Here is a 25,640-nt window from a genome sequence, read left to right on the forward strand (position 1 = left end):
CCCTAACGTAGATACTCAATGCCTGATGTTTAACAAGGCGTCATTGTGTTGATGAATGGCCTGGTATTCTCTGCGTCTGGCCAATCCGACCAGTTGCGGGACATCCAGAATGAGAGCCGGTTGGCCATTACCCAAAATGGTGGAGCCGCTGACATAACGCAGAGACTTGAACAGCTCGCCCAGCGGTTTGATCACGGCCTGTACTTCCCCGATCAGCCGATCCACCACGATACCGGCGCGGTTGTCCGCATAGTCGACCATCACTACAAATTCGGGCTCGCTTGCCGGTACGAGGCCAAACAGCTCGCGCAGCACGATAAAGGGAACCCACTGTCCGCGGATATTGAGCTGGCGTGCCGGGGTTGCGAGGGCATCCGATGGCAATTCGATGCACTCGACCATCATGTCCAGCGGGATCACCAGTGACGAGTGAGCCACTTCGATACGAAAACCGTCGATGATGGCCAGCGTCAATGGCAGCCTCAGGCGAAACGTGGTGCCTGCCCCTGGCTGGCTTTCGATAGTGATCTCTCCACGCAGGGACTCCAGATTGCGTTTGACCACGTCCAGGCCGACACCACGACCCGAGATATCGCTGATGCCGGATGCCGTCGAAAAACCGGGTTGAAACAGAAACTGGAATATCTCCTGTTCGCTCAATGCGCTGCCTTCCTGAAGCATGCCCAGAGTCTGCGCCTTGGCCAGTATCTTGTTGCGATCGATGCCGCGACCATCGTCACTGACCTCCACGACAACGGCGCCGGCATCGTGAAACGCGTTCAGGGTGATCACCCCCCGGGGCGCTTTGCCGGCACTGAGACGGTTTTCTTCTGCTTCGATGCCATGGTCGGCGGCATTGCGCACCAGATGCATTAGTGGATCGGTCAGCTTCTCCACCATGGATTTATCGATATTGGTCTCCGCATTGTTGATGCGCAGGGCGAGTTCCTTGCCGGTTTGCTGGGAGAGCTCATGCACCAGGCGCGGGAAGCGGTTGAATATTTCATTGATGGGGACCATGCGCAGGGCAAGGGCATCATCCCTGATCCCCTCGACCAGGGTGTTGACGGTGGCTACCGACTCGATCAGCTCGGGCAAACCTGATTGTTTGGCCTCCAGCGTCGTGCTGGAGGTGGCGATCACCAGTTCTCCTACCCGGTTGATCAAACGATCCAGCTTGGCGGCTTCAATGCGGATGTAATGCCCTTCACCGCGCAGAGGTTGCGGTTTGGTGGCGGCAGGCGCTTCGGCAAGCGGCTGGTTGTCGCTTGCCGTGGGGGCAAGGGAGGTATCAGGACCGGGCTGCACCGCCATTGGCGGTGTCTGGAGAGGCAGGCCATCCGAGATGGCAATCACCTCTTCATGGGTCAGGGCATCGGCTGCTTCCCAGCGCGCCAGCTGGTTTTCGAGTGGCTCATTGCGCCACTTGGCCAGCCGTTCCCCCTCTTTGGCAAATGCCGCCAGATCCTGATGGGGCGTTAACAGGGCAATGATGCTGGCATGGGCTACGAAATCGAAGGTGCTGCGTATGCGTTCGGGGGACTCGGCACTGCGCAGGCCAATCTCGTAACCCAGGAAGCACTCGGTCGGATCGAGCAGCTGCAAGGGGGGCCACTCCTGCCAGACTGGCTCAATGAAGTCGATTTGTCCGAGATTGCCGAGATAGCGGATAAATGCCAGCAGATCGAACCCATCCTGATAGAGAGCCGGGTAGAAGCGCAAGGAGAGATGCCATCTGCGCAAGTCTTGCTCTGCCGCAGTAATCGGGGCGGGCAGGGTAGGCGGTTCGGTTGGCAGGTTCTGATGCCCCTGCAATTGGGAAAGCAGTGCCAGGATCTGCTGGGTTTCGTTCTGTGGCAGCTCGGGATTGTGTTCGGCCCCTTGTAGCAGGTCGCGCAGCTGGTCATTACAAGCAAGTAGCAGGTTGATGAGATATTCATCCAGCCTGAGCTCGCCGCTGCGCAAACGCGTCAACATGTTCTCCATGGCATGGGTGAAGCGAACCAGCATGGTCATCCCCAGCATGCCCGCCGATCCCTTTATGGTATGGGCGGCGCGAAACATCAGGTTGTAGGTATCCGCATTATCCGGATAGGTTTGTCGATCGAGCAGGGCATGTTCAAGGTTATCGCACTGCTCGTAGGCCTCTTCAAAAAACAGGGCTCGCGCCTTATTGATGTCCATCATCGGTCTCCGCAATGTTCAGCAAGGGCAGAAAGCCCAGCTGTTTCAAGACCAATAGCGCCAGACTTTCTTCTGCCAGTCTTATCTGCAGTTGTTTGCCTTGCTGGTGGGCCTCCTGTTGCAGCAATCCGATGAGCTGGGCACCGCATCCATCCAGTTCCTCCAGTTGACTCAAATCCAGTATGGAAGAGGTAAAATTGAGCATGCTGAACAAGTCGTCTTGCAGATCCTCCAACGTCATGATGGTGAGTTCACCAGTCAGGGTGGCCAGCGGAGGGGTGTGCAGGATATCAAGTTCGAAGCTCATGCCTTCTTCCCTTTCATGGTTGCACCACCTTGTAGATGTGATCGAGCAACGCCAGTGGTTCAAATGGCTTGGTCAACCAGATCCTGGCGCCAGCCTCGAATCCTTCTTGGCGTATTTGCGGCGAGTTTTCCGTTGTCAGCATGATGAAGGGGAGGTAGCGAGTTGCCTCTTGTGCCTTGACCTGTCGGAGCAGAGTCATGCCATCCATGCCGGGCATGTTGAGATCGGAAATGATGAGGTGCACACGCTGCTGCTCAAGGCGAGTCATCGCCTCGTGACCATCATCGGCCTCAAGCACAGAAAATCCGGCGTTTTCCAGTGTCATGGTGATGGTTGCCCTGATGCTTGCTGAGTCATCCACCACGAGGACGGTTTTGGTCATAGGCATATCTGCTCTTTCATGATGAAGGTATTGATTTGCGACTTAATAATTGTTGTTCAATAACCCTGAGCCGGTGATTTTTTAATGTGATAGCACCAGTGTTTTTAGTTGTATTCGGTTTGTTGTCACCATGTCTGGTAAATGGATGATGTGTTTCGTGTTCCTGTTGAAATGAGATCAAGTCTCATTTATGATTTGTTATAACATAACAAAAGGAGCGGTAATGAAACCTCACATCCATCCCCAATATCGTCAGGTACTGTTTCACGACACAGCGGCTGATGCCTTCTTCCTGGTAGGTTCGACCATCACGAGCGACCGTCGCTACATCTGGAAAGATGGCAAGGAGTACCCCTATGTTGCGCTCGATGTCTCCAGCCAGTCCCACTCTTTCTACACAGGCAAGCAGAAACAGGTCTCGGCAGAGGGCAGTGTGGCCAGATTCAATAAGCGCTTTGGCGCTTTCGCCGGCAAGAAGGAGTCCTGACATGCAGGTCGTTTGTTCATTGAAATCTGCGCGAGCGCGCCATTCCGATTGTCAGCTGGTCCGTCGTCGGGGCAAGTTGTTCGTCATTTGCAAAAGCAATCCTCGCTTCAAGGCTCGCATGAAGTGATACCCTCTTAACCTTGGGCCCCTGATCCCATTTCGAGTGGACAGGGGTCTTCTCGGTTTTCAAATGGCCATTTTCCCGTCTGCCATCCCGCTGTTTTTCCCGACTTTTACATGCTCCAGGCCGCTCTATGAGGTATAATGCGGCACTATTTTTATGGGTTTCCCGTGAGCGTGATGAAAGAATTTTTTGCAACCTGCCCCAAGGGGCTGGAAAACCTGTTGGCCGACGAGCTGACCAATCTGGGCGCAGAGCAGGTCCGCGAGACCGTGGCTGGCGTCCACTTCAAAGGCGAACTGGCCATTGGCTACAAGGCCTGCCTTTGGAGCCGTTTTGCCTCCCGCATCGTGCTGGTGCTCTCCGAATTCCAGATGAATGACGATCTGGATCTCTATCTGGGTGCCCACACCATTCCGTGGGAAGAGCACTTCTCCGGCACCGCCACCATCGCGGTGGATTTCACCGGTACCAACGCCTCCATTCGCAACACCCAGTACGGCGCGCTGAAGATCAAGGACGCCATCGTGGATCGCTTTACCAAGCGCGGGCATGTGCGCCCGGACGTGGACAAGAAATCCCCCGACATTCGCATCATGGCGCATCTGGGCAAGGGCAAGGCCAATATCACGCTGGACTTGTCTGGCCCGGCGCTGCACCAGCGCTTCTATCGCCAGGGTACTGGTGAGGCGCCGCTCAAAGAGAATCTGGCCGCCGCCATGATTGCCCGTAGCGGCTGGGCCGGCGAGCCCATGATGGACCCCATGTGCGGCTCAGGTACCCTGCTCATTGAAGCGGCCTTTATCGCCGCCGACATGGCACCGGCCCTGCGCCGGGAGCGCTTCGGTTTCGATCGCTGGCTGCAGCATGACCGCGAACTGTGGCAGAGTCTGATGATGGAGGCGCAAGTGCGCGCCAAACGTGGCATGCAGCGCTGCGAGACCAAGCTGTTCGGTTGCGATGCCGACTCCCGCGTGCTGCTCAAAGCTCGTGACAACGCCAAAGCCGCCGGTGTGGCCCACCTCATTACCTTCAAGCAGGCCGATGTCACTGCCCTTGAAAATCCGCTGCCCATGGCCGCGGAAGGGGAGGCCCGTCAGGTCGGCATGCTCATTTCCAACCCACCCTATGGTGAGCGTCTTGGCGAGTTCCCGGCGTTGCTGGAAGTGCATCAGGCCCTTGGCGATGCCCTGCGTCGCAGCTTCCAGGGGTGGAAAGTCTCGATCCTTTCTGCATCCCCCGAGCTCTTGAGCTGTCTGCGCCTGCGCGCCGACAAGCAGTATCGTCTGTTCAACGGGGCGCTCGAGTGTCAGCTGCGCAACTACCAGATCGCACTGGACTCCGTGGCCTCCCAAAAAGAGGTGGCGCAGGACTTTGCCAACCGTCTGCGCAAGAATCTGAAGGCCCTTGAGAAGTGGGCGAAGAAAGAGAACCTCGACTGTTACCGTCTGTATGACGCGGACCTGCCGGAGTACAACGCCGCCATCGACCGTTATCAGGACTATCTGGTGGTGCAGGAGTACGCGGCGCCCAAGGACATCCCCGCCCAGAAGACCCGTCAGCGTCTGCTCGACATGGTACAGGCCGCCATCAAGGTGACCGGCATGGACGGCGAGAAGGTGATCCTGAAGGTGCGCGAGCGTCAGGAGGGCAAGCAGCAGTATCAGAAGCTCTCCGAAGAGCAGCACCGGATGGAGGTACAAGAGTACGGGGCACGCCTCTGGGTCAACCTCTACGACTATCTGGATACCGGCCTGTTCCTGGATCACCGTCAGACCCGCCGCATGCTGGGTCAGATGGCCAAGGGCAAGCGCTTCCTGAACCTGTTTGCCTACACCGGCAGTGCCACCGTGCACGCGGGCTTGGGCGGAGCCAGCGAGACCACCACGGTGGACATGTCGCGCACCTACCTGAACTGGGCACAGGACAACATGCGCCTCAACTCGCTGGTAGGCCGCGAGCACAAGTTCGTACAGGCGGACTGCCTGAAGTGGCTCTCCGAGGCGGACGAACAGTTCGATCTCATCTTCATCGATCCGCCCACCTTCTCCAACTCCAAGCGGATGGACGAGAGCTTCGATGTGCAGCGTGACCACCTGCTGCTGATGCAGCACCTCAAGCGCCTGCTGGCCGCCGATGGCACCCTGGTCTTCTCCAACAACAAGCGCCACTTCAAGATGGACCTGGCTGGCCTCGAGGCCATCGGCCTCAAGGCCCAGAACATCACCGGAAAGACCCGGCCGAAGGATTTCGAGCGCAACCAGCATATCCATAACTGCTGGATCATCACCCATGCCGAGGCGCAAGGCTGATGCTGACCCTGTTTCACACCGACGGTTGCCACCTGTGCGAACAGGCCTGGGCGCTGGTGGAGCAGGCGGATATCGCCGCCCAGACCCGCCAGTGCGACATCATGGATGATGCAACCTGGCTCGATGCCTATCGGGTGCGCATTCCGGTCCTGCGCGATGAGACTGGCCGCGAGCTGGGTTGGCCCTTCACCCTGGTGGAGTTGCAGGGCTGGCTCGCGCGTCAGGGGTGAGTTTGATGTGACGATAAAGCGGGGGCAGGCCCAGTCTGCCGCCCGTTTTTTCATATGAAATAAGGAACGAACATGGCTCTTTTGACATTGCACGGTGGCTGTCTGTCGTTCAGTGATTTTCCATTGCTCGACAAGGCCGAACTGACCATAGAGCGGGGCGAGCGCCTCTGTCTGGTGGGCCGCAACGGGGCGGGCAAATCCACCCTGATGAAGGTCATTGCCGGCGAACTGCCGCTCGATGATGGCCGTCTGGTGTTGCAGCAAGACTTGAAAGTGACCCGTCTCGAGCAGGATCCGCCCGCCTCCAGCGAACTGACTGTTTTCGACTATGCCGCCGAAGGGCTGGCCGGGGTGGGGGAGCTGCTCAAGCAGTATCACCATGTTTCCATGGCGCTGGCGAGCGATCCCTCCGATACCAACATCCGCAAGATGAGCCAGCTGCAGGAGCAGCTCGACTACCAGAATGGCTGGCAGTACGAGACCCGTATCAATCAGGTGCTCACCCTGCTTGGGCTCAATCCGGACGTGACTCTCGACAGCCTCTCCGGTGGCTGGCTGCGCAAGGTGGCCCTGGCTCGGGCGCTGGCGTGCGATCCTGATCTGCTGCTGCTGGACGAGCCGACCAACCACCTGGACATCGAGGCCATCAACTGGCTGGAAGAGTTTCTGAAAGATTTCCGTGGCGCCATCGTCTTTATCTCCCACGACCGTGAGTTCATCCACAAGCTGGCGACCCGGATCATCGATCTCGATCGCGGCGTGATCACCTCCTGGCCCGGCAACTACGACGAGTACCTGCAGGGAAAGGAAGAGTGGCTGCGAGTCGAAGAGCTGAAAAACGCCGAGTTCGACCGCAAGCTGGCCCAGGAAGAGGTGTGGGTGCGCCAGGGGATCAAGGCGCGCCGTACCCGCAACGAAGGCCGCGTGCGCGCCCTCAAGGCGATGCGCATGGAACGGACTCAGCGCCGCGAGCTGCAGGGCAAGGCCAAACTGCAACTGGACGAGGCGGGGCGATCCGGCAAGCTGGTGTTCGAAGCCGAAGGGCTGGGTCTCGATTTTGGGGATCGCACCCTGTTCCAGGGGCTGGCTCTGCAGGTGCTGCGTGGCGACAAGATTGCCCTGGTCGGCCCCAATGGCTGCGGCAAGTCCACACTGATCAAGCTGCTGCTCGGCCAGATCGACGCCACGCGCGGTTCGGTACGCCAAGGTACCAACCTGGAAGTGGCCTATTTTGACCAGTACCGCGAGCAGCTCGATCCCGAGAAGACGGTGGTGGACAACGTGGGGGAGGGTAAGCAGGAGGTGATGGTGCGCGGCCGCTCCCGCCACATCCTCGGTTACCTGCAGGACTTCCTGTTTGAGCCCAAACGGGCCCGCACGCCGGTCAAGGCGCTGTCGGGGGGCGAGAAAAACCGGCTGCTACTGGCCAAGCTGTTTCTCAAGCCCAGCAACCTGCTGATCCTCGATGAACCGACCAACGATCTCGACGTCGAGACCTTGGAGTTACTCGAAGAGCTGCTGGCGGACTACCCCGGCACCCTGCTGCTGGTGAGTCACGACCGTCGCTTTATCGACAACACGGTTACCGGCTGCTGGCTGTTTGAAGGGGATGGCCGCATCAGCGACTATGTCGGAGGCTATGCCGACATGATGGCCACCCGGGCCCAGCAACAGGCGGCACAACAGGCCAAAAGCGTTCCGAGCAAGGCCCCCGAGCCCGTGGTGGTGAGTGAAACGCCGAAGAAGAGCAAGAAGCTCTCCTACAAATTGCAACTGGAGCTGGATGGCTTGCCTGCCCGTCTCGAGCAGCTGGAAGCGGAGCTGGAGGCCCTGCAAGGGGAGATCAACCAGCCCGGATTCTTCTCCTTGCCTAGCGATCAAACCCAGCCGAAACTGGATGCCCTGAATGCGGCCGAGGCGGCGCTGGAAGAGGCGTTTGCCCGTTGGGAAGAGCTGGAAGGACTCAAAAATCAGGAGTAAGTTCCCTGTAATTAAAACTTAATCCAGTTCAGTGTCTTGTGTCACACAGGCCGGTTAGTCTGGCAGTTTTTGTTTGACCGCCCCTGTGCGCTGGAGTAAAGATGAAAGCGACCGATGGAAAATTGGTCGCTTTTTTTGTTCCACGAAGAGGGTCGTAGATGATGAAGAGACAGAAACGGGACCGTCTGGAGAGAGCTCGTGCTCGTGGTTATCAGGCTGGCGTTGTCGGCAAACAGAAAGAAGCGTGTCCGTATCAATGCCTGGATGCCCGCGGACACTGGCTTGGAGGTTGGCGTGAAGCCATGGAAGGGCGGGGCTCAGGCCTCTTCATGAAGTAACCGGTACTTCATCACTCATGACAAAAGGAAAGGGGCCATCGAGGCCCCTTTGCGTTGCTGTTCATCATCTGTTTTTGCAGCTCAGAATGCGGTGGTGTCCTTGAAAAGGCCCACTTTCAGGTCGGTCGCGCTGTAGATCGGACGACCATCCACCTCGACCACGCCATCGGCGATGCCCATCACCAGCTTGCGGTTGATCACGCGCTTGAAGGTGATCTTGTAGGTCACTTTCTTGGCGGTCGGCAGGATCTGGCCGGTGAACTTCACTTCACCCACACCCAGCGCACGGCCCTTGCCCGGGCCGCCTTTCCAGCCGAGGAAGAAGCCGACCAACTGCCACATGGCATCTAGGCCCAGGCAGCCAGGCATCACGGGATCCCCCGGGAAGTGGCAGTCGAAGAACCAGAGATCCGGCGTAATGTCGAGCTCTGCCAGGATCTCGCCCTTGCCATGCTCACCGCCGTGGTCGTTGATCTTGACGATGCGATCCATCATCAACATGTTGGGGGCGGGCAGCTGACTGTTACCCTCACCAAATAATTCGCCACGGCTGCAAGCGAGCAGCTCTTCACGACTAAAAGACTCTTTGCCCTGTTCGCACAGGGAAAGGCGGGCTTCCATGGTGGTATTGTCTGGGGTCACGCTGTATATCCTTCAAGTGGGTCAAAGCGGGGCCAATTTAGCGTACAGTTGTGCGCTAAACAACTCCGATCACTTCGTTACCTGTCCAGCAGCCGTGCCAGCAGGGCGCGCAGCCCGGTGGGCTTGACGCTGGTGCCATTCAATTCATCCAACCGCTCCTGAATGCGGCCAAACAGGGTATCCGGCATATCCGGCTCGCCGGCCACACAGCCTGTCAGCAGCTCGATGGCCTCCTCCACATGATCCACCGGATGGATATGGAACTGGCCTGCTTCCACCGCGGCGATCACCTCATCGGAGAGGTTCAGCTGCTGGGTATTGGTGCCCGGCAGAATGATCCCCTGTTTGCCGGTGAGACCGTGGATCTGGCACACCCGGAAGAAACCTTCGATCTTCTCGTTGACGCCCCCAACCGCCTGCACATTGCCAAACTGATCGACGGCGCCGGTCACCGCGAAGTGCTGGTAGATGGGCTGGCGGGCGAGGGCAGAGAGCAGGGCGCACAGACCGGTGAGAGAGGCGCTGTCGCCGTCAATCTCGTGATAGGACTGCTCGAACACCAGATTGGCCGAGAGCGGCGAGGGGTTCTCGGCACCAAATTTGTTGGAGAGATAACCGTGGATGATCATCATCGCCTTGGCATGGATATGGCCGGCCAGTTCGGCCTTGCGTTCGATGTCCGCCACATCGCCATCCCCCAGATGCACGGTGGCGGTGAGGCGTACCGGTTCACCGAAGTCATACGGGTGGCCCGAGACCTGAATGACGGAAAGGCCGTTGATCTGGCCTATCTCTTCGCCATCGGTCTGCAACAGGATCTGGCCATCGATAACCCCTTGATCTGATTGCTCAACCAGGTAGTTGAGGCGGTAATCCTGTTCCTCCAGCGCGCCGCGAATATGGGCGTCGGTGACTACTTCCGACTCCAGCTCCCGAGCCAGACTGTCCGACATGCGCATGATGGCGGAGAGCTGTATCTCGGACAGGGAGAGCCACTCCTGATGATCGCACAGGCGGCTGGCATGACGGCAAATGGCGGCGAGGGCTTCCGGGGTGAAATCCAGCAAGTTCCAGCGCTGGCGTAGCCAGGCCAGATATTGCAGGAATTCGGGCAGTTGTTCCTCGATATTGACCTCGGAAACCAGATCGGCGCGCAGGAAGATGCGCTCCGACATGTCCCGATCCAGCATCTGGAATTCCGCTACATCAAGGCGATCCCCCACCAGGATCAGCTTGAGCTTGAGTGGGGTCGCTTCCGGGGTGAAGAAGGGGGTCAGGGTTTTGCCTTCCTGATAGGCAATCCAGTCCAGCTCGCCTTTTTGCATGGCATTTTTCAGCTTGAACCAGAGGTGCGGCTGATCGAGCAACTCGTCCAGCTGCAGGATGAGATAACCACCGTTGGCCTGGCGCAGCAGACCCGGTTCCAGCAGATGCTGGTTGGCATAGACGGAGCCCTGTTCGGTCTGGTAGTTGATGGAGCCGAACAGGGTATCCCAGTTGAGATCCCGCCCGTAAATGATCGGCGCCTGCTGATCTTCGTGATGGATCAGCAAATTGATCAGCACGGGATGCTGGAACTCCAGCCCCAGGGCGACGTGGGCGGCGAGATCGGTCAGGAAGTCGTCAATCTTGGGATCGTTGTTCTGCTTGCGCATGATGCGGGTCACCAGACGCTCGGCGTCCAGATGGTGGCTCATCAACTTGAGCAGTTCACCCACCATCTCACAGAATTCGATGCCGGTTCCCGGTTGCAGCCGAAGCCAGATGGGCTTGAACGGGTTGTTGAGGTTTTCGGTATAGCAGAGGTCGAACAGGTCGCCATCCTTGCCGTTGGAATCGGCGATCAGCGTCTGGCAGACCCCCTCATAGTCGGCACCGGGAAAACCGTTGAGCAGCATGACCGGACAATCGCCATCGAAGCTGGCCAACCGTTTGACCGCCGAAATGGCTCTGGGCTGCAAGGCCGCAAAGGGGATGGGTTCAAGCTCACTGAGCATGGAAAACTGTTCAATTGCAAAAGCGGGTTTTAGTTGTTCTGATGTTAATTCAGCCACTTAAGACATCCGGTCGAAAAATAGGATCAATTGTTGCCATTATACACAGTTCAACTAGTGGTGACAGGAAACAAGGAGCCTGTTTATAGGCTCCTTGTTTCCTGCTGCATTAGGGTATGCAATTGATTTTTAGGCGTAAAATTCAGATCTTGGCACCGTGCTCGAAGGCTATGGCAACAGCCAGCGGGTGCTGCGATGACGTGATACCATCCAGCTTGTCAACAAGGAGGCCGCACCGCTTAGGGTGACCCATAGCGGGATCGCCCATACAGGGTTGCCTTCTTGCAGCATGGTGTAGTTTTTTAGCGGCCACAGGAAGATAGGGTGTAGTAGATAGATACCCAGACTGTGTTGACTGATGACATTCACGCCTTGCTGCCAAGACAAGGGCAATCTGGTGGCCCAGGTTCGTGCCAGGACAAATATCATGCTGGCGATCACCACGACATTGAGGGTCTTGTAGGAAAACCATAGCCCCACGCTGTACTCGCCCTGGGCAAGACTTAATGCGACCACTTCACTGACAGTGAGATAGAGAGCCCCCAATCCGGACAGTGTCAAAAGCAGCAGGCTCCATCGGTTGCTCGGCCACTTGTGGTACAACAGATAACCCAGTGGCAAATACCCGGAAAACAGCCACAAATCGTTGCTCCATAGCCCATCAACACCAAGCAGGAACAGGGTCGTTGTGATGAGCCACGGCACAACCAACCAGTAGAGGAGGGGATCACCCCAGCGCTTGACGCCCCATTGCAGAAACGGGATCACCAGATAAAGCGGGATGAAATAATAGAAAAATCCGAGATGGTAATAAGTTGCCTCTTGCGGGCTGGCGAGCAGGGTTTGCCAGGCCGTGCCGCCCTCAAAGCCACTGGTGCTCCATCCCGATAACCATGCATAGAACAGCGACCATACGACAAACGGGATAACTACTTTCCCCAGTCGACGCCGCACATAGTAGCGAAGATCAAATGGGCGCCGATCGCTTAGCATCAGCGCGCCGCTAATCAGAATAAATATGGGCACGGCCCAACGGCTCGCGCCGTTGATGGCAACTGCGGTCACCCATTGATTAAACGGTATCGTGCCGAGCGAGTCGCAATAGGTGGCGACTACATGGATGGCGATCACCGCAACAGCGGCCATCACTCGCAATAAACTGAAGAAAAAGACACGCTGCTGCATTTCTGTTCCTGTTTATGGGGGATGTGATATGGGTGAAGGCCAAATGTCATCATCCTGTGCCCATTGGCCGCATGATTGGACTGACTTGGCGTGTGATAAGAGCAAGAAGAGAAAATGGAGGGCTCGACGGAGTAGAGATCGTCGAAATGGTGCACGCCTGAATTGGCCATCACAGCGTGCAGGGGAACATAAAGTCGGGTTCTGGGATGACGGGTGACAAGCCACTGTTGCAGAAAAGCCAGCAGGAATGGACTTGCACCGGTTACCCATAATCATCCCGTTTGCGGTAGAAAATACACGGCAACAGCAAAAGCTTGCAGTTACCGTAGCACTCATTTTCTCGTCAGTTCGAAAACGGTACACCTAGGCAAGCGTCAATGAAATGCATCCAGCCATGCGGCGCGTCATGGGTTTACGCAGTAATCAGGCTAGGTGTGTCACTCGATACGAAAGAGACCAGCTAAGCAAACAAGCTGTAGGGAGTTAATTCCATGGGGATGCCTAGAGTTTATCTCTATATGTTATTTAACATAATATACATTATGCGCAGTGTCGTTGGGTGGGAAGCGTTGAGTTGGAGACCCGTGGTAACATTGAAAATCATGCAACATGCAAGTGGGATTTCTCATGGATTACACATTGATTTCAGGCATTCATCCATCGGATGCTGCATCGAAGGAGTTCGCTTTGTGGCAGACGCGTTGCAATCTGTTTGGTTCCGAAGAGGTTTCGCGATATACGCAGAGAATTATTGATACCAATGACGGGCCTCGGTCAGAAAGAAATGACGCGTTCGATGGTCTCCTCAAGGCAATGAAAACGGATCTGGCGAAATGAAATATGGCTTACCAAGCTGGATAGCTCTGTCAGCCATGAGATATATGATCGATTTCTGCAGTGCCGTCCGCCATTAACAAGTTAGCTAGGCCTGCGGAGATTCTTTTGCACAACACACTACCGGTCTGGTTCCCTGCAGATCGCCTGTAACCATACGCATTGTGTGACACCGCAGAGCACGCGTTTAGCAATGACGGAACCAATATGGGATCTGAATGACGCGTTGATCGAACAGATCATCCCAGTTGCCCATCATTTTTATCCAGGAGGCTCTTGTTGCTTTCGTTGAGGTATTTGTGGGTGTGTATAACCCCATCACCTTGCTCCATAATGCCAATGCCAATGCCAATGCCGATAAATGGGGTTATCGGCATTATTTGAGAATTTCAATTGGCCGAATTTATCTGTTTCTTCGATATGAGCATGCCCTTTAATCAGGCGATAGCGAAATGTTAGCCGGCCATCTTGTTTGACAACCCGAGACGCCTCTTCCAACCCAACTTCAATTAGCTTCCTGGCTATTTGGAAACAGAAGCTTCCATGACCAGCAGATCCACCCAGTTCCCCTCACCCACCATGATTGCGCGCTCAGCTGGATAATCCGGGAATGGCCTGTTCCTGATGGGAGACGTTATGCCACTGACAATGGAGTCCCCTCCCCCTGATCCGGCATCGTGAAGCCATATTTGGCAAGACGGGAAGTGGGCGATAAGAAGGGAAGATGTTGACGTCTGCGGGAAACAAATCACATGGCCATCCCTGGCCAAGGCACCATGCAAGGGATCCCTCCCCTGCCCCTGTAAATCAACCTAACGTCATAAAAGAAGCTGAGAGTTGAGTGTGGTGAATATATTGTTTCCTGTTTTGTTATCTCTCACTGTTTAGCCCAGTCGGTCCAATGGCTTTTTCTGGGCACTCTCATGTCGCTCGCTATTGCTGGTATGCAGATATTTCGAGGTGGTATCTATGCTGTCGTGGCCGGCATCGGCCTGGACATGGGAAAGCGGTCGGCCGTTGAGATTGATATCGTGAGTGATGCCGGTGTGGCGGATGGCATGGGGTGACAGTTGACGCATCTCGGCCGCATCCTGAGCAAAGCCATCCTGCTCGGCAAGATCGGCTCCCTTGGCGATCACCATCATGATGAGATCCCGCAATTGACGGATCCCGAGATTGGCGTTGAGTTGCCCCTGTTCGCGGCCATGCCCTGCCGCCTTGTGCCGGATAAAGAGTGGAGTCTGTTCGTCCGGCGCCGGCAACGGCGTCAAGCCCAGAAAACGGCGGTAGCGGCCAAGAGCCTCCAGCAGCGCCTGCGACACAGCCACGGTTCGCCGTTTGCCACCCTTGCTCTGGGGAATGTAATAGCCCCAGACGCCGGTTTTGCGATCCCGGCGAAATTGCCCCATCACGGGGGTAAAGCCGGGTCTGGCGGCCACTTCCGAGATCCGCAGATAACAGGCGTACATCAGTATGGTAAGAAACCGGCTGCGTTCGTGCTGCTCGGGATTGTCATTGGCCAGCCACTCGGCGGCCTGCATCACATAGGACCATTGCAGCTCGCTGAAGGATTGCACCTGATCATCCGGTTCCCTCTCCACCGGGCGTTTCGCCCGCTGCAACAACAGTACCGGGTTTTTGTCCATGTACTCTTCCTGGATAAGGTACTGGAAAAAGGCCGACAAGATGGCGAGCTTGGTCTTCATCGCCTGCTCGCTCAGCCGATATGGCAGGGCCCGCCCGAGATCCTTTTTGCCGAGAAAAGGGCGCCAATGGGGATTGGGCAGGCGCTCCCCCCACTCTTTGTCGAGCACGAACTGCGCCACATTGCGATAGGCAATCAGCTCCTGTGGTGGGGACTGGCAGTAGTCCAGATAGCGCATCATGATGCGGCGAGTCAGATCTTTGGGGCTGATGGCGGCCTCGCACAAGCACCAGTGGAAAAAAGTGGTCAGCTCGCTGCGGTAGGTCTTGTAGTTGTTTTCGTTATGGCGCTGCTCCAGCAGCCAGTCGACCGCCAGTTCGTAGAACAGCCCGGCGTCGGGGACATCGTTCAGACTGAGGTTGGCAAGGTAGAGATTGACCTGGGTATTACCGGCTTCCAGGTAGGCCAGACCGTCAAAGAGCGGTATGGCGGGTGGCAAAGAACAAGTTGGATGAGTCATGGTGTAGCTTGTAATGGTGGTGCTATGGCTTGGCAAGAGAGCGTTGATTCAAAGGCAAGTTCAGGGTTTGGATACAAAGCCAGCTCGGTTGCCAGCTAATCAGGCTCCCTGACCTGCGGGGCTGCGACTATCGATAAGTCGATGCTGTTAGACCCGGCATCAAGCCGATACGGTGCTGGCGACCGCACTCTGAATACGGCTCTGGTTTATGCAATGTATATGCAGTGTTGTTAAAAAATTATCGGGGTAAATATCGACTGAAATGACTATAAATGCTGATTGAGTGAATGCGGTAGATATTTACCCCAAGCGCGGCGTACCAGGGGGCCTTAGGCCACCTGCTTGAGCGGCTTCTCTTTGCGTTTGGTCGGCGCCTGTTCATCTTCCTTGCCGCCTGTCGTCTGCAGCTTGCCGCCACGCAGCAGGGTTTGCAGTCGATCACGCTGTTCGGCCAGGTAGAATGCCAGGCTCTCTTGCTGCTGCGGGGTCAGCTCGATGGGGGCCTCTTCCAGCAGCAGCATGAGCTCGTCCGCCGTATCCAGCAGTTTGTCATAGGCATCTGCCTCTTTCTTGCTGGCAAAGGTCATCTTCTCCACTCCCCCACGAACCACGACATATTTGATTTCGACAGCCATGATGGCCTCCTCTTGGTGTTGGTCAGTAGAGTATATGTATGGATATACAGTATTGCAAACAGGGGAAGGGAAAATTGCGATGGAGGAAGCAGCTATTGACGTCGTGAGATAGTAAAGTGTCATTTGGCTTCTAGGTCTGACTGGTCGGAGCATGGATTGATGACGATCGTACAACACCTGTTTCTCCTGCTGATGGTGGAGGTGCTGCTGCTCGGAGGCATTGGCCGCCTGGTGATGGAGCTCCCCTGGCTGTTGACCCTGTTGTGGGTGGCGCTGACTCTGCTGATGTTGCGCTGCCTAGTGGTGCTGGGCAGTTGGCTGTTCACCCGCTTTTACCCCTCCCCGGCTATCAGCCTCTGGGCCAGGGTCAAAATGATGGCCGGCGAGATGCTTGCCTACCTCTACACCTTCACCTGGCTGCTCCCCTTCGAGCCGCTGCTGATGGCCCCCGATCGGCTGCCACCCTGCCGGCGTCCCGTGTTGCTGGTGCATGGTTATGGTTGCAGCCGCGGGATCTGGCGCACCCAGCGAACCAGACTTGAGGCAGCTGGCCATGTGGTGGCGACCATCACCCTCTCTCCTCCCTTTGGGCATATCGACGAGATGGTGCCCCTGCTTGCCCGGCGGATTGACGATGTGCTGGCCCAAACCGGTGCCAGCCAGCTGCTGCTGATCGGCCACAGCATGGGGGGGCTGGTATGCCGCGACTATCTGGCTGTTGCCGGCGGTGACAAGGTGGCCGCGCTGATCACCCTGGCGACTCCTCATCAGGGCAGCCAGCTGGCGATGCTGGGGGTGGGTGCCAATGCCCGCGAGATGGAGCCGGGCTCCGGCTGGTTGCAACGTTTTGCCAGCGTGCCCCTGTGTGTGCCCGGGGTGTCGGTGCGCACCAGTCACGACAACGTGGTGATGCCTCAGGAGCGTCAGCGGCTGGACGGGATGGAAGATATCGAACTGCCCGCTCTCGGCCACCTCTCTCTGCTCTACTCCCGTCGCACCACGGATCTGCTGCAGGGGCTCTTGAAACGCTTCTGAAAAAAACGGGCCTGATCACTCAGGCCCGTTGTGTTTATGACTTCTTTCGTATTGCTAGAAGTGGATCCCCTTGATCAGGGTCGAGACCGCAACCTGATCGGCGGTTGCCTTGGATTGATCGCCATCTTTGGGGTCGGCAAAGGTGCGAAAACTCGTGTTCATGATCACCTGGGCCACTCGCGGGGCCAGGGCATGGACCACCTGACCGAAGACCCCTAGTCGGGTTGCCAGACGTACGTGCTTGTTGATGATGGTGTCGCACACCAGATCGGCCGCCTCTTCCGGCGTCATCATGGGCACCTGGTCATAGACCTTGGTCGGCGCCACCATGGGGGTCTTCACCAGCGGCATATTGATGATGGAGAAGTTCACCCCCTTGTCGGCAAACTCGGAGGCCGCGGTGCGCACCCAGGCGTCGAGGGCCGATTTGGAGGCAACATAGGCCGAGAAGCGCGGCGCATTGGTCAGCACCCCGATGGAGGAGATGTTGATGATGTGCCCCTTCTTCTTCTCGATCATCCCTGGCAGTACTCCCATGATCACCTTGAGCGCCCCGAAGTAGTTGAGCTGCATGGTGCGTTCCAGATCGTGGAAGCGATCGAAGGAGTCCTCAATGGAGCGGCGGATGGAGCGACCGGCATTGTTGATGAGGATATCGACCCCGCCATGATCCGCGACGATTTGTTGGGTGATGGCTTCCCCCTGTGCCAGATCGGCCAAGTCTCCCTGATAGACCTGCAGTGACAGGCCGAGCTCGGCAAATTCGGCCCGGGTCTCGGCAATCTTCTGCTCATCGCGGGCGATGGTCACGACGATGGCCCCCGCCCCTGCCAGTTTGCGGGCCGTGGCCCGACCAATGCCGGAAGTGGCGCCGGTGACCAGTACCACCTTGCCCTCGACTCGGCCGCGCAGGGTGCGGTCGATGAAGAGCTCGGGATCGAGGTGGCGCTCCCAGTAGTCCCACAGACGCCAGGCGTAACTGTGCAGCGGAGGCACTTCGATGTCGGTTCCTTTCAGTACGCGCTGGGTCTCCCGGCTGTCGAAGCGGGTCGGATAGTTGATGAGGCGAAATACATCCTTGGGCAGCCCCAGATCGGCGATGGCGGCATCGCGGATGCGGCGCACCGGCGTCATGGTCATCAGCATCGCCATCAGGTGGCGCGGGATAAAGCTGAACAGGGAGGCATTGATGCGGATGGCGGGTTCCGGGGCGTGGCGGCGCGGGAGAAGGTGCTGAGCATATCGCCGACCCGCATCGGGTTGGGATCCGTCAGGTGGAAGGTCTTGTTCTCCTCCCCCGCCTGATGAGAGATGTGGGCCATGGCATCGACCACGAAGTTGACCGGCACCACGTTGATGCGTCCTCCTTCCACCCCGATGGCGGGCATCCAGGGGGGGAGCAGGCGACGCAGTTTCTGGATGGTCTTGAAGAAGTAATAGGGGCCGTCAATCTTGTCCATCTCGCCGGTGTTGGCATCCCCTACCACGATCCCGGGTCGGTAGATGCGCCAGGGCACCATGCACTCCTTGCGCACGATCCCCTCGGCCTCGTGCTTGGTCTGGAAATAGGGCAGATCGAGCTGCTCGGCCTCCTCGAACATGTCTTCCCGAAACAGGCCGTCGAACAGGCCGGCCGCCGCGATGGAGCTGCAGTGATGGAACTGGCGGGCACCCAGCTGGGCCGCCAGTTGCACCGCCTGACGGGTGCCATCGACGTTGACCTGTTGCTGGACGCCCGCCTTGGCGTTGAGATCATAAATGGCAGCCAGGTGAAAGAAGTGATCGATCCGATCGTGAAGCTCCCCTTGCTGCGCCTCTGTCACTCCCAGCAGCGGCAGCGTCATATCCCCGAATACCGGAGTAGCTCGTCCTTCATCCACCTGCCAGTAGTCGTAAAGCTCGGGTAATTTATCCTGATTGGCGGCGCGCATCAGAAAATAAACGTGATTGTCAGGGGATTGTGCCAGCAATTTCTTAATCAACCTGCGCCCGATAAAACCACTTCCGCCTGTGATGAAATAGTTCATGTTATGGTTCCGCTACTGATTTTACTGTTAGTTGATGTTAGGTATATCACGATTCATATGGGAATCTTCAATACAATTACCGGTTCGTGAGCCATCCCTAAATTCAGTTAATCGACTATTTCGTTATTAGGTAGAACCCTCTATTTTTTGTCCATAGACTGAAGATGAAAAATCAGTAATGCCTCAACCGGATTGCCGTTGTCGTTGTCGCCATTACATGTATCTGCCGTTATTCAAGGAGCAATATCATGGCTAAAAAACTTAAAGCGCTGGCCGGTTCGGTCACCGACAACCAACTCGCCTCCACCATCAAGGAGTCGACCCAGCAGATCTGGTTGGCAGGGCTCGGTGCCTATTCCAAGGCCCAGGAAGAGGGTGGCAAGATCTTTGACGCCCTAGTGCAGGAAGGGGAAGCTCTGCAGGCCAAGACCCGCCAGAGCGCCGATGAGAAGATCGCCGCCGTGGCCGACAAGACTGCCGGTACCTGGGGTCGTCTGGAGCAAGTGTTCGAGGAGCGCGTCGCCCGTGCGGTGGCCAGCCTCGGGATCCCGACCCGCAAGGACATCGACAAGCTCTCCAAGCGCATGGCCGAGCTGACCGAGGTGGTACAACAGCTGCTGGATGCCCAGGAGGGCGAGGCCCCTGCCGCCGAAGCCAAACCTGCCCCGGCCAAAAAGCCGGCTCCCCGCAAGGCTCCGGTAAAGAAAGCGCCGGTCGCCAAGGCCAAGGAGGCGGTCGCTGAAGAGGCTGCGGATCTGCTCTCCGCCGCCGAAGAGGCGGTAAAAGAGGTTAAGGCCAAGGCGGAAAGCGTCCTCCCCTGATCCCCTGACGGTGCACTGCTAATCGATACCGGCCCATGCCCTGCGCTGGGCCGGTATCGTCATGAAAAGTGTCATGAAGAGTGTCATGGAGAGGGAGGCGACTATGAGTACGATCGCGATGGCCCTTGCCGGCGGCGGCCCGCTTGGTGGTATCTATGAAGTCGGTGCCTGTGCGGCGCTCTCCGACAGCATCCGTGGGCTGCGCCTCGAACATGCGGATATCTATGTGGGGGTCAGCTCAGGCGCCGTGGTCGCCTCGGCCCTGGCCAACGGCATTTCGCCGGAGAAACTGGTGCGGATCCTGCTCAGTGACGACGCCGGCGAGATCTTCGACCCCGCCACCCTGCTGCGCCCTGCCTTTCGTGAATATGTCGCGCGCCTTGGCACCATACCGCCGCTGGCGTGGCAGAGCCTGACCCACTATCTGGCCGCCCCCTGGAAACACAGTCTGTTCGAATCCCTGCAGGGGCTCGCCAAGGCGATCCCGACCGGTCTGTTTGACAACCGTGGGGTGGATCGCATCCTGACCCAGTTCTTCTCCCGCCCTGGTCGCAGCAACGATTTTCGCGAGCTCAACAGCCGCCTCTTTGTGGTGGCGACCGAACTCGATACCGGTCACCCGGTGGCTTTCGGCTGCCCGGGGTACGACAATGTGCCCATTTCGGCCGCGGTACAGGCCTCGGCCGCCCTGCCCGGCCTCTTTCCCCCTTCGCTTATCAACGGTCGTCACTATGTGGACGGGGCGCTGATCAAGACGCTGCACGCCTCGGTGGCGCTGCAGGAGGGGGCGGATCTGGTCCTCTGCATCAATCCGCTGGTGCCCTTCGATGCGGACATGGCGACCAGCGAGCCCACCAATCTGGTGGATAGCGGCCTGCCGGTGGTGCTGGCCCAGACGTTTCGCGCCATCATTCACTCGCGCATGCATGTGGGGATGGACCGTTACCAGCATCAGTACCCCGATGCCGACGTCCTGTTGTTTGAACCCTCCCCCGCCGATGGCGAGATGTTCTTTACCAATGTGTTCAGTTACCGGGATCGCCGCCGTCTGTGTGAGCACGCCTATCAGCACACCCGCCGGGATCTCTGGGCGCGGCGCGATACCCTGGCCCCTGTGCTGGCCCGGCATGGCCTTGAGCTCAATCTGGCGGCGCTGGCGGATAAACAGCGCTCCCTGCTCACCCCCAGCACGGATGCGGTGGCGGCTCTCGACCGCTCGCTCGAGCAGTTGCAGCACTGGCTCACCCGCCGCTATGGCCAGGGGGCGCGGCGCCCCGTGTCGAAGGAGTAGCATGGAGCGCAAACCCAAGCGGCGTACCCGTGAGCGGATCCTGACCACCGCCCTTGCCTGCTTCAACCAACAGGGTGAGAGTGCCGTCACCACCACCGCCATCGCGGCCGAGGTGGAGATAAGCCAGGGCAACCTCTATTACCACTTCCATAACAAGGAGGAGATAGTCAACGCCCTGTTCGGCGAATTCGAGCAGGAGATGACCCGTCTGCTCGATGCGGTCAGCGCCCCCTCCGACGAGCCGGAAGATATCTGGCTCTTCCTGCACCTGATGTTCGAGACCATCTGGAAATACCGCTTTTTCTACTACGACATCTCGGCTTTGATGAACGGCTATCACCGGGTCGAGCGGCACTTTTCCGCCTTGCTGCGGCGCAAGGAGCAGACCGCCGCGGCCATTTGTCACCATCTGCAAACAGTGGGGCTGATGTCGGGCACCTTGCAGCAGATGCAGTCGCTCGCCGTCAATATCGCGCTGGTGGGGACATTCTGGATTTCCTATCAACGGGCCCTGCACCCTGGCGAGGACGCTGATATCGCCCGCGGCGTGTTTCAGGTGATGCAGCTGGTGGCCCCCTATCTGCGCGAGGATGCCCGTGTCCATCTGGACGCCCTCGCCCACCACTACACCAGCAAGGTGTGAACCACATGCAACAGGGAGAACATGCATGACAACCTCACAGTCCCAACTCTCCGATTTCATCCCTTTCCCCTTTCCTGGCGGGGCCTATGAGTACCCGGGCGACGAGCTGGCCGAACAGTGGGCCAGGCTGCATCAGGGGGATGCCGAACCCTGGCCCGAAGATCCCAAGGTGCAGGATGCCTGGCGCGCCTACCACGCCGGGGATTTTGCCCGGGCGGTGGCCCTTGGCAACGACGCCGGGGAGGCAGGGATCAATGTGGTGAACAAGGCGCTGGTGATCCACGCCAGCTACCTGCTGGAGGACAAGTATGCCAAGCGGGCCGCCTTCGAGCTTGCCACCAGCAACGCCGAGAAGCTGCAAAAGCGGCAGCCTGACAATGCCAACGCCTGGTATTTTCACGCCTTGGCGCTGGGGCGTTACAGCCAGGTGATCTCCATCTCCAAGGCCCTTTCCCAAGGGAGCGGCGACAAGATAAAGAGCAGCCTGGAGAAGGCCCTGGCGCTTGCCCCCGAGCACGCTGAGGCGCATATCGCCTTCGGGGCCTGGCATGCGGAGATCGTCGACAAGCTCGGCGCCATGATAGGCGGCCTCACCTACGGGGCTAAAAAGGAGGAATCAGAGCGCCACTTCCAGGTGGCGCTGGCCCTTATTCCGGACTCCGCCATCGCCCGAATGGAGTATGCGAATGCTCAGGTGATGCTCTATGGCAAGAGCCGTCTGAAGGCGGCCGAGGCCCTCTATGCCGAGGCGGCCAGCTGCGAGCCGGCCGATGCCATGGAGCGGCTCGATGTGGAAGCGGCTCGTGAGGAACTGGAAGAGGAGTAACGATTCCCTTTAGCGCAAACAAGGAGGCCAACCGTCGGGTTGGCCTCTGTTTTTTAAGCAAAGGGCATGCGGGGTGGCGGCTCAGCCCAAGAGCGCATCCAGCCCGTTCGGGTCAAACAACAGCTCGGGATCCATCAACACCAGCAGCAACAGTTGCTCAAACTCCACCGCGAAGCGTTCCACTACGCTGTCGGGATCCGGCACCCTCAGCTTGTCGGTGATAAGGCCGAGCTGCACCTTGTTGTCGTAGGAGAGGATCGATACCCCGACCCCGATATCGCCGGCCTGGGGTACCCAGAACAGCGGCTGGCGCAGACGGGCTCCCGCCAGATAGAGGGTCTGCTGGGGGCCCGGCACATTGGTGATGACGGCGCTGGCCTTGGCCGAGAGCAGATCGACCGCCTGTTGCTGCACCGTCTTCGGGGCCATGCCCAGCACCTCCAGCAAATTGAGCACCACCACGGGTTGTAGCGAGCTGCGCAGAGCCTGCATGCGATCGCGCACCGTGAAGAGCCGTTGCAGCGGGTGCTCGATATCAAGGGGTAGCTCCAGGGCCACCAGCCCGAAGCGGTTGCCAAGGGCGCCATCATCGTCGGGCGCTCGCATATTGACCGGCACCAGGGCGCGGATCTCAATCTTGTCAGTGTCCTCCCCGTGGGCCTGCAGGTAGTGGCGAAACGCGCCGGCGGTGGCCGCGATCAGCAGATCATTGACCGAACAACCAAGCACCTTGCCCACCGCCTTGATGTCCGGCAAGGGGATCTGCTGCGACCAGGCCACCCGCTTGGTACTGCCGGTCTTGCCCTTGAGGCGGGAGGGGGAATCGTCCGCCAGAGTGGCGATGTTGCACAGCTCGCCCGCCACGTCACGGCCAGTCTTGAGATAATCCACCGCCCTGGTCGGGTGAGTGAGCACCTCGACGTATTTGGACCAGAGGGTGCCGGTGAGCTTGAGCCCGGCCCGCACCAGGCGGCTGCCTTGATGCGACTCCTCCTCTTCCTCGTCATCCTCATCCATGCGGGGTTCGGACAAGGGAATGGCTGCCGGCTTGGGGGTGTTGTCCATCATGGTGAGCATGGCCTTAACCAGGGAAAAACCGTCCCCCATGGCGTGATGGATGCGCACCACCAGCGCCTGACCGCCAAGCGAGGTGTCGGTCAGGTGCATGTCCCACAGGGGACGCTGCGGGTTGAGGGGGGTGGAGGCAAGATCGGCCACCAGCTTTTCGAGCTCCAGCTTGCCCGTCTCGCCCGGCAGGATCACCCGTTTGAGATGCTGATCGAGATCGAAGTCGGGGTCGTGGCGCCAGTAGTAGCTCCCCCCTTCCAGCACGGCACGCTGGTGGAAGCGTGGTTGCAGGGAAATGGTGTGACGAAGACCTTGTCTCAGGCGCGCTTCGTCGAGCTGTCCGTCAAACATCAAGACCCCGATGATCTGCATCAGGTTGTTGGGTCTGTCCATGCGCAGCCAGGCGGTATCGACGCAGGAGATAAATTCACTCAATGGCATCTTTGTTTCCCTACAAAATGCATTTTCGAGCTCATCAGTCATGCCGAAAGGCATATTGGCATGGGGTATGTGCACGGTGAAATGACAATAAAAAGAGACGGCTTGCAATTAAACAAAACAAAAAGAGTTATGTGGTATTCAAGCAGCCAGAGGCAGAATTATTTATTCCCTGGTTAAATAATCGGCGCGTTTCAAAAATAGATATTCAAACAAGGCATCTTGCGAAAATTTATTATCCGCGAGGCGCCTTTAATGAGTTTTAAACAGATTTCGGGCAAGGGAGCCGATGTTTCACATAATCGAGGATCTCCTGCTCCAGCACGCTGCGTACCGGCAACAGCATCAATCCCAGATGCACTTCAAGATGCAGGGAGTCTTCGTCGAGAGTGAGCAGCCCCTGTACCCCGGAGCCGCGAAAGCGCAGTTCCGTCTCCTCCTCGTTCGCCCATTCGCAGTCAAGCTGGTAGCTCTCCCCCATATCCTGGGCGATGGCTTCGGCGGCCAGTCGCGCTGCCGCCAGGCCCAGTTCATGCCGGCGGCTGACCTGAATGGTGGAAAGTGGGTTGCTGCCGCTGCGCGAGTCATAGAGGAACATGGCGAATACCTGCTGGGAAATGTTTATTGATATTAAACACATGTTCACGACAAGTGAAAGAGGTGTGCCGATAAATGGGACTCACTTAACAGAGTCGGTGGTCTGCTACTGGGCACCCGGGCTTGCCATTTATTCCCGGCCGCCGGCGCGTTACACTTTCTCTGACGCTATGGCAAAGCCACTGATTTTTCGACCCTTTGTTTATCCCCAGGCCAGAGAGCACGACATGACCCATCAGGATGACGCGAGTATCCAGGAGCGGCTCTATAGCCAGCTCAACCGGGTTGCCTCCCTGCGCGAGCAGATCCGCACCCACCCGCAAGACAGGGCGGACCGGGACAGGCTGCGCCAGTGGCAGGCCGATCGGCTGGGGCACACCCATCAGGATCTGCTGCAAAGCGATCGTTATGGCCCGGCCGCCGAGTTCTTCCTGACCGATCTCTATGGCCCCGGGGATTGTGCCCGCCGGGATGCGGACGTGATGCGGGTGATGCCGACCGCCGAGCGTTTCTTGCCCGAGTCCGGCCTCAAGGTGCTGGCCCAGGCGATCGAGCTTGATGCCCTCTCGGAGGAGCTCGACTATCTGATGGTAGTGGCGCTGCGCCGCATCGATGGCATCGACCCCATCAGCGCGACCCATTACGCCATCGCCTATCGCGCCGTGGGAGAAAGGGCGCGACGGGAGCAGCAGATAGCGCTGGTGGGTGAGCTTGGCGCGACCCTGGACCGACTGGCCCGAAAGCCCCTGCTCGGTACCACTCTCAAGCTGGTCTCCGGACCTGCCCATCTGGCGGGGCTGGGCGAGCTTTTTTCCTTCGTCGAGCGCGGCTATCGGGTCTGCCACCAGATGGGGCGGGCCGATGAGTTTCTGGCCACCATTGCCAACCGCGAAACGGCGATCATGGACGCCCTGTTTGCCGGGGATGCTGACGTGCTGACCTAAACGGAGGGATTTGCGGGCAGTCAGCGTGCTGCGCCTCTTTTCCGATAGCCAGGACAAGAAAAAGCGGGCCAGATGGGCCCGCTGTCGTAGTTGG

General features: G+C 58.2%; 23 protein-coding genes and 1 pseudogene. 13 read left to right on the forward strand and 11 right to left on the reverse strand.

The window, feature by feature from the left end:
* Positions 1–15: 15 nt before the first annotated feature.
* Genes LA321_RS16240 through LA321_RS16250 form a run of 3 tightly spaced genes read right to left on the reverse strand, consistent with a single transcriptional unit; the run spans position 16 to position 2,873 of the window.
* A complete protein-coding gene (locus LA321_RS16240; RefSeq protein WP_224212220.1) occupies positions 16–2,187 on the reverse strand; it encodes a chemotaxis protein CheA in 2,172 nt (723 codons plus the stop codon).
* Complete coding sequence (locus LA321_RS16245) at positions 2,171–2,491, reverse strand: STAS domain-containing protein (protein ID WP_042069371.1); 321 nt, start codon at positions 2,489–2,491, stop codon at positions 2,171–2,173. The genes LA321_RS16240 and LA321_RS16245 overlap by 17 nt, the downstream gene beginning before the upstream one ends.
* Positions 2,492–2,504: 13 nt before the next feature.
* Positions 2,505–2,873, reverse strand: coding sequence for a response regulator (locus LA321_RS16250; RefSeq protein WP_042026474.1), 369 nt, complete (start codon positions 2,871–2,873; stop codon positions 2,505–2,507).
* Between the two features lie 223 nt (positions 2,874–3,096).
* On the opposite strand from LA321_RS16250, the gene LA321_RS16255 reads away from it, so the two are divergent.
* From LA321_RS16255 to rmf, 6 genes are all read left to right on the forward strand, one after another.
* Positions 3,097–3,360: a type B 50S ribosomal protein L31 gene (locus tag LA321_RS16255; RefSeq protein ID WP_042069372.1), complete on the forward strand. Its 264-nt coding sequence runs from the start codon at positions 3,097–3,099 to the stop codon at positions 3,358–3,360.
* Position 3,361: 1 nt separating this feature from the next.
* Positions 3,362–3,487: a type B 50S ribosomal protein L36 gene (ykgO, locus tag LA321_RS16260; protein ID WP_082043340.1), complete on the forward strand. Its 126-nt coding sequence runs from the start codon at positions 3,362–3,364 to the stop codon at positions 3,485–3,487.
* Positions 3,488–3,624: 137 nt separating this feature from the next.
* Positions 3,625–5,793: a bifunctional 23S rRNA (guanine(2069)-N(7))-methyltransferase RlmK/23S rRNA (guanine(2445)-N(2))-methyltransferase RlmL gene (rlmKL, locus tag LA321_RS16265; protein ID WP_042069374.1), complete on the forward strand. Its 2,169-nt coding sequence runs from the start codon at positions 3,625–3,627 to the stop codon at positions 5,791–5,793.
* Positions 5,793–6,023 carry a glutaredoxin family protein gene (locus LA321_RS16270; RefSeq protein ID WP_042069375.1) on the forward strand — a complete coding sequence of 77 codons (231 nt, stop codon included), beginning with the start codon at positions 5,793–5,795 and terminating at the stop codon, positions 6,021–6,023. The genes rlmKL and LA321_RS16270 overlap by 1 nt, the downstream gene beginning before the upstream one ends.
* Before the next feature lie 72 nt (positions 6,024–6,095).
* Positions 6,096–8,003 carry an ATP-binding cassette ATPase Uup gene (gene uup / locus LA321_RS16275; protein WP_042069378.1) on the forward strand — a complete coding sequence of 636 codons (1,908 nt, stop codon included), beginning with the start codon at positions 6,096–6,098 and terminating at the stop codon, positions 8,001–8,003.
* A gap of 158 nt (positions 8,004–8,161) precedes the next feature.
* Entirely contained in the window at positions 8,162–8,341 is a 180-nt protein-coding gene (gene rmf, locus LA321_RS16280; protein WP_185378225.1) for a ribosome modulation factor, read from the forward strand.
* 81 nt (positions 8,342–8,422) lie between these two features.
* On the opposite strand, the gene fabA is transcribed toward rmf, so the two are convergent.
* The 3 genes from fabA to LA321_RS16295 all read right to left on the reverse strand — a co-directional run bounded on the left by fabA (position 8,423) and on the right by LA321_RS16295 (position 12,222).
* Positions 8,423–8,983 carry a 3-hydroxyacyl-[acyl-carrier-protein] dehydratase FabA gene (gene fabA, locus LA321_RS16285; protein WP_042069379.1) on the reverse strand — a complete coding sequence of 187 codons (561 nt, stop codon included), beginning with the start codon at positions 8,981–8,983 and terminating at the stop codon, positions 8,423–8,425.
* A 77-nt stretch (positions 8,984–9,060) separates the two neighbouring features.
* Positions 9,061–11,037 carry a Lon protease family protein gene (locus LA321_RS16290; RefSeq protein WP_042069380.1) on the reverse strand — a complete coding sequence of 659 codons (1,977 nt, stop codon included), beginning with the start codon at positions 11,035–11,037 and terminating at the stop codon, positions 9,061–9,063.
* Positions 11,038–11,205: 168 nt separating this feature from the next.
* Positions 11,206–12,222 (reverse strand): acyltransferase, encoded by a 1,017-nt coding sequence (locus LA321_RS16295; protein ID WP_042069381.1) that lies wholly within the window; start codon positions 12,220–12,222, stop codon positions 11,206–11,208.
* A 627-nt stretch (positions 12,223–12,849) separates the two neighbouring features.
* On the opposite strand from LA321_RS16295, the gene LA321_RS16300 reads away from it, so the two are divergent.
* Entirely contained in the window at positions 12,850–13,059 is a 210-nt protein-coding gene (locus LA321_RS16300) for a hypothetical protein (RefSeq protein ID WP_156140834.1), read from the forward strand.
* An 881-nt stretch (positions 13,060–13,940) separates the two neighbouring features.
* Here the strand turns inward: LA321_RS16300 and LA321_RS16305 are convergent.
* Together LA321_RS16305 and LA321_RS16310 are read right to left on the reverse strand one after the other, a co-directional pair.
* Positions 13,941–15,221 (reverse strand): tyrosine-type recombinase/integrase, encoded by a 1,281-nt coding sequence (locus LA321_RS16305; RefSeq protein ID WP_042069383.1) that lies wholly within the window; start codon positions 15,219–15,221, stop codon positions 13,941–13,943.
* A gap of 329 nt (positions 15,222–15,550) precedes the next feature.
* Complete coding sequence (locus tag LA321_RS16310) at positions 15,551–15,856, reverse strand: YebG family protein (protein ID WP_042069384.1); 306 nt, start codon at positions 15,854–15,856, stop codon at positions 15,551–15,553.
* A gap of 159 nt (positions 15,857–16,015) precedes the next feature.
* Here LA321_RS16310 and LA321_RS16315 point away from each other — a divergent pair, with 159 nt between their 5' ends.
* Positions 16,016–16,891 carry an esterase/lipase family protein gene (locus tag LA321_RS16315; protein WP_042069386.1) on the forward strand — a complete coding sequence of 292 codons (876 nt, stop codon included), beginning with the start codon at positions 16,016–16,018 and terminating at the stop codon, positions 16,889–16,891.
* Positions 16,892–16,945: 54 nt separating this feature from the next.
* Here the strand turns inward: LA321_RS16315 and LA321_RS16320 are convergent.
* Positions 16,946–18,918, reverse strand: a pseudogene (locus tag LA321_RS16320) (SDR family oxidoreductase).
* A 248-nt stretch (positions 18,919–19,166) separates the two neighbouring features.
* On the opposite strand from LA321_RS16320, the gene LA321_RS16325 reads away from it, so the two are divergent.
* The 4 genes from LA321_RS16325 (at position 19,167) to LA321_RS16340 (ending at position 22,499) form a co-directional block, all read left to right on the forward strand.
* A complete protein-coding gene (locus LA321_RS16325) occupies positions 19,167–19,739 on the forward strand; it encodes a phasin family protein (protein WP_026457568.1) in 573 nt (190 codons plus the stop codon).
* A 103-nt stretch (positions 19,740–19,842) separates the two neighbouring features.
* A complete protein-coding gene (locus LA321_RS16330) occupies positions 19,843–21,030 on the forward strand; it encodes a patatin-like phospholipase family protein (RefSeq protein ID WP_042069388.1) in 1,188 nt (395 codons plus the stop codon).
* 1 nt (position 21,031) lies between these two features.
* A complete protein-coding gene (locus LA321_RS16335; RefSeq protein ID WP_042069389.1) occupies positions 21,032–21,673 on the forward strand; it encodes a TetR/AcrR family transcriptional regulator in 642 nt (213 codons plus the stop codon).
* A gap of 25 nt (positions 21,674–21,698) precedes the next feature.
* Complete coding sequence (locus tag LA321_RS16340) at positions 21,699–22,499, forward strand: tetratricopeptide repeat protein (protein ID WP_042069390.1); 801 nt, start codon at positions 21,699–21,701, stop codon at positions 22,497–22,499.
* An 81-nt stretch (positions 22,500–22,580) separates the two neighbouring features.
* Here the strand turns inward: LA321_RS16340 and LA321_RS16345 are convergent, their stop codons facing one another.
* The gene (locus tag LA321_RS16345) at positions 22,581–24,008 is read right to left on the reverse strand and encodes a wax ester/triacylglycerol synthase family O-acyltransferase (RefSeq protein WP_042069391.1); all 1,428 of its coding nucleotides are present in this window, start codon (positions 24,006–24,008) and stop codon (positions 22,581–22,583) included.
* A 259-nt stretch (positions 24,009–24,267) separates the two neighbouring features.
* Positions 24,268–24,645, reverse strand: a complete 378-nt coding sequence (locus LA321_RS16350) for a polyhydroxyalkanoic acid system family protein (RefSeq protein WP_185378040.1) — start codon at positions 24,643–24,645, stop codon at positions 24,268–24,270.
* Positions 24,646–24,829: 184 nt separating this feature from the next.
* On the opposite strand from LA321_RS16350, the gene LA321_RS16355 reads away from it, so the two are divergent.
* On the forward strand, positions 24,830–25,546 hold the full coding sequence (locus tag LA321_RS16355) for an FFLEELY motif protein (RefSeq protein ID WP_042069394.1): 717 nt from the start codon (positions 24,830–24,832) through the stop codon (positions 25,544–25,546).
* Positions 25,547–25,640 lie beyond the last annotated feature (94 nt).

This window comes from Aeromonas enteropelogenes, assembly GCF_020097295.1.
GTDB classification, from domain to species: domain Bacteria; phylum Pseudomonadota; class Gammaproteobacteria; order Enterobacterales; family Aeromonadaceae; genus Aeromonas; species Aeromonas enteropelogenes.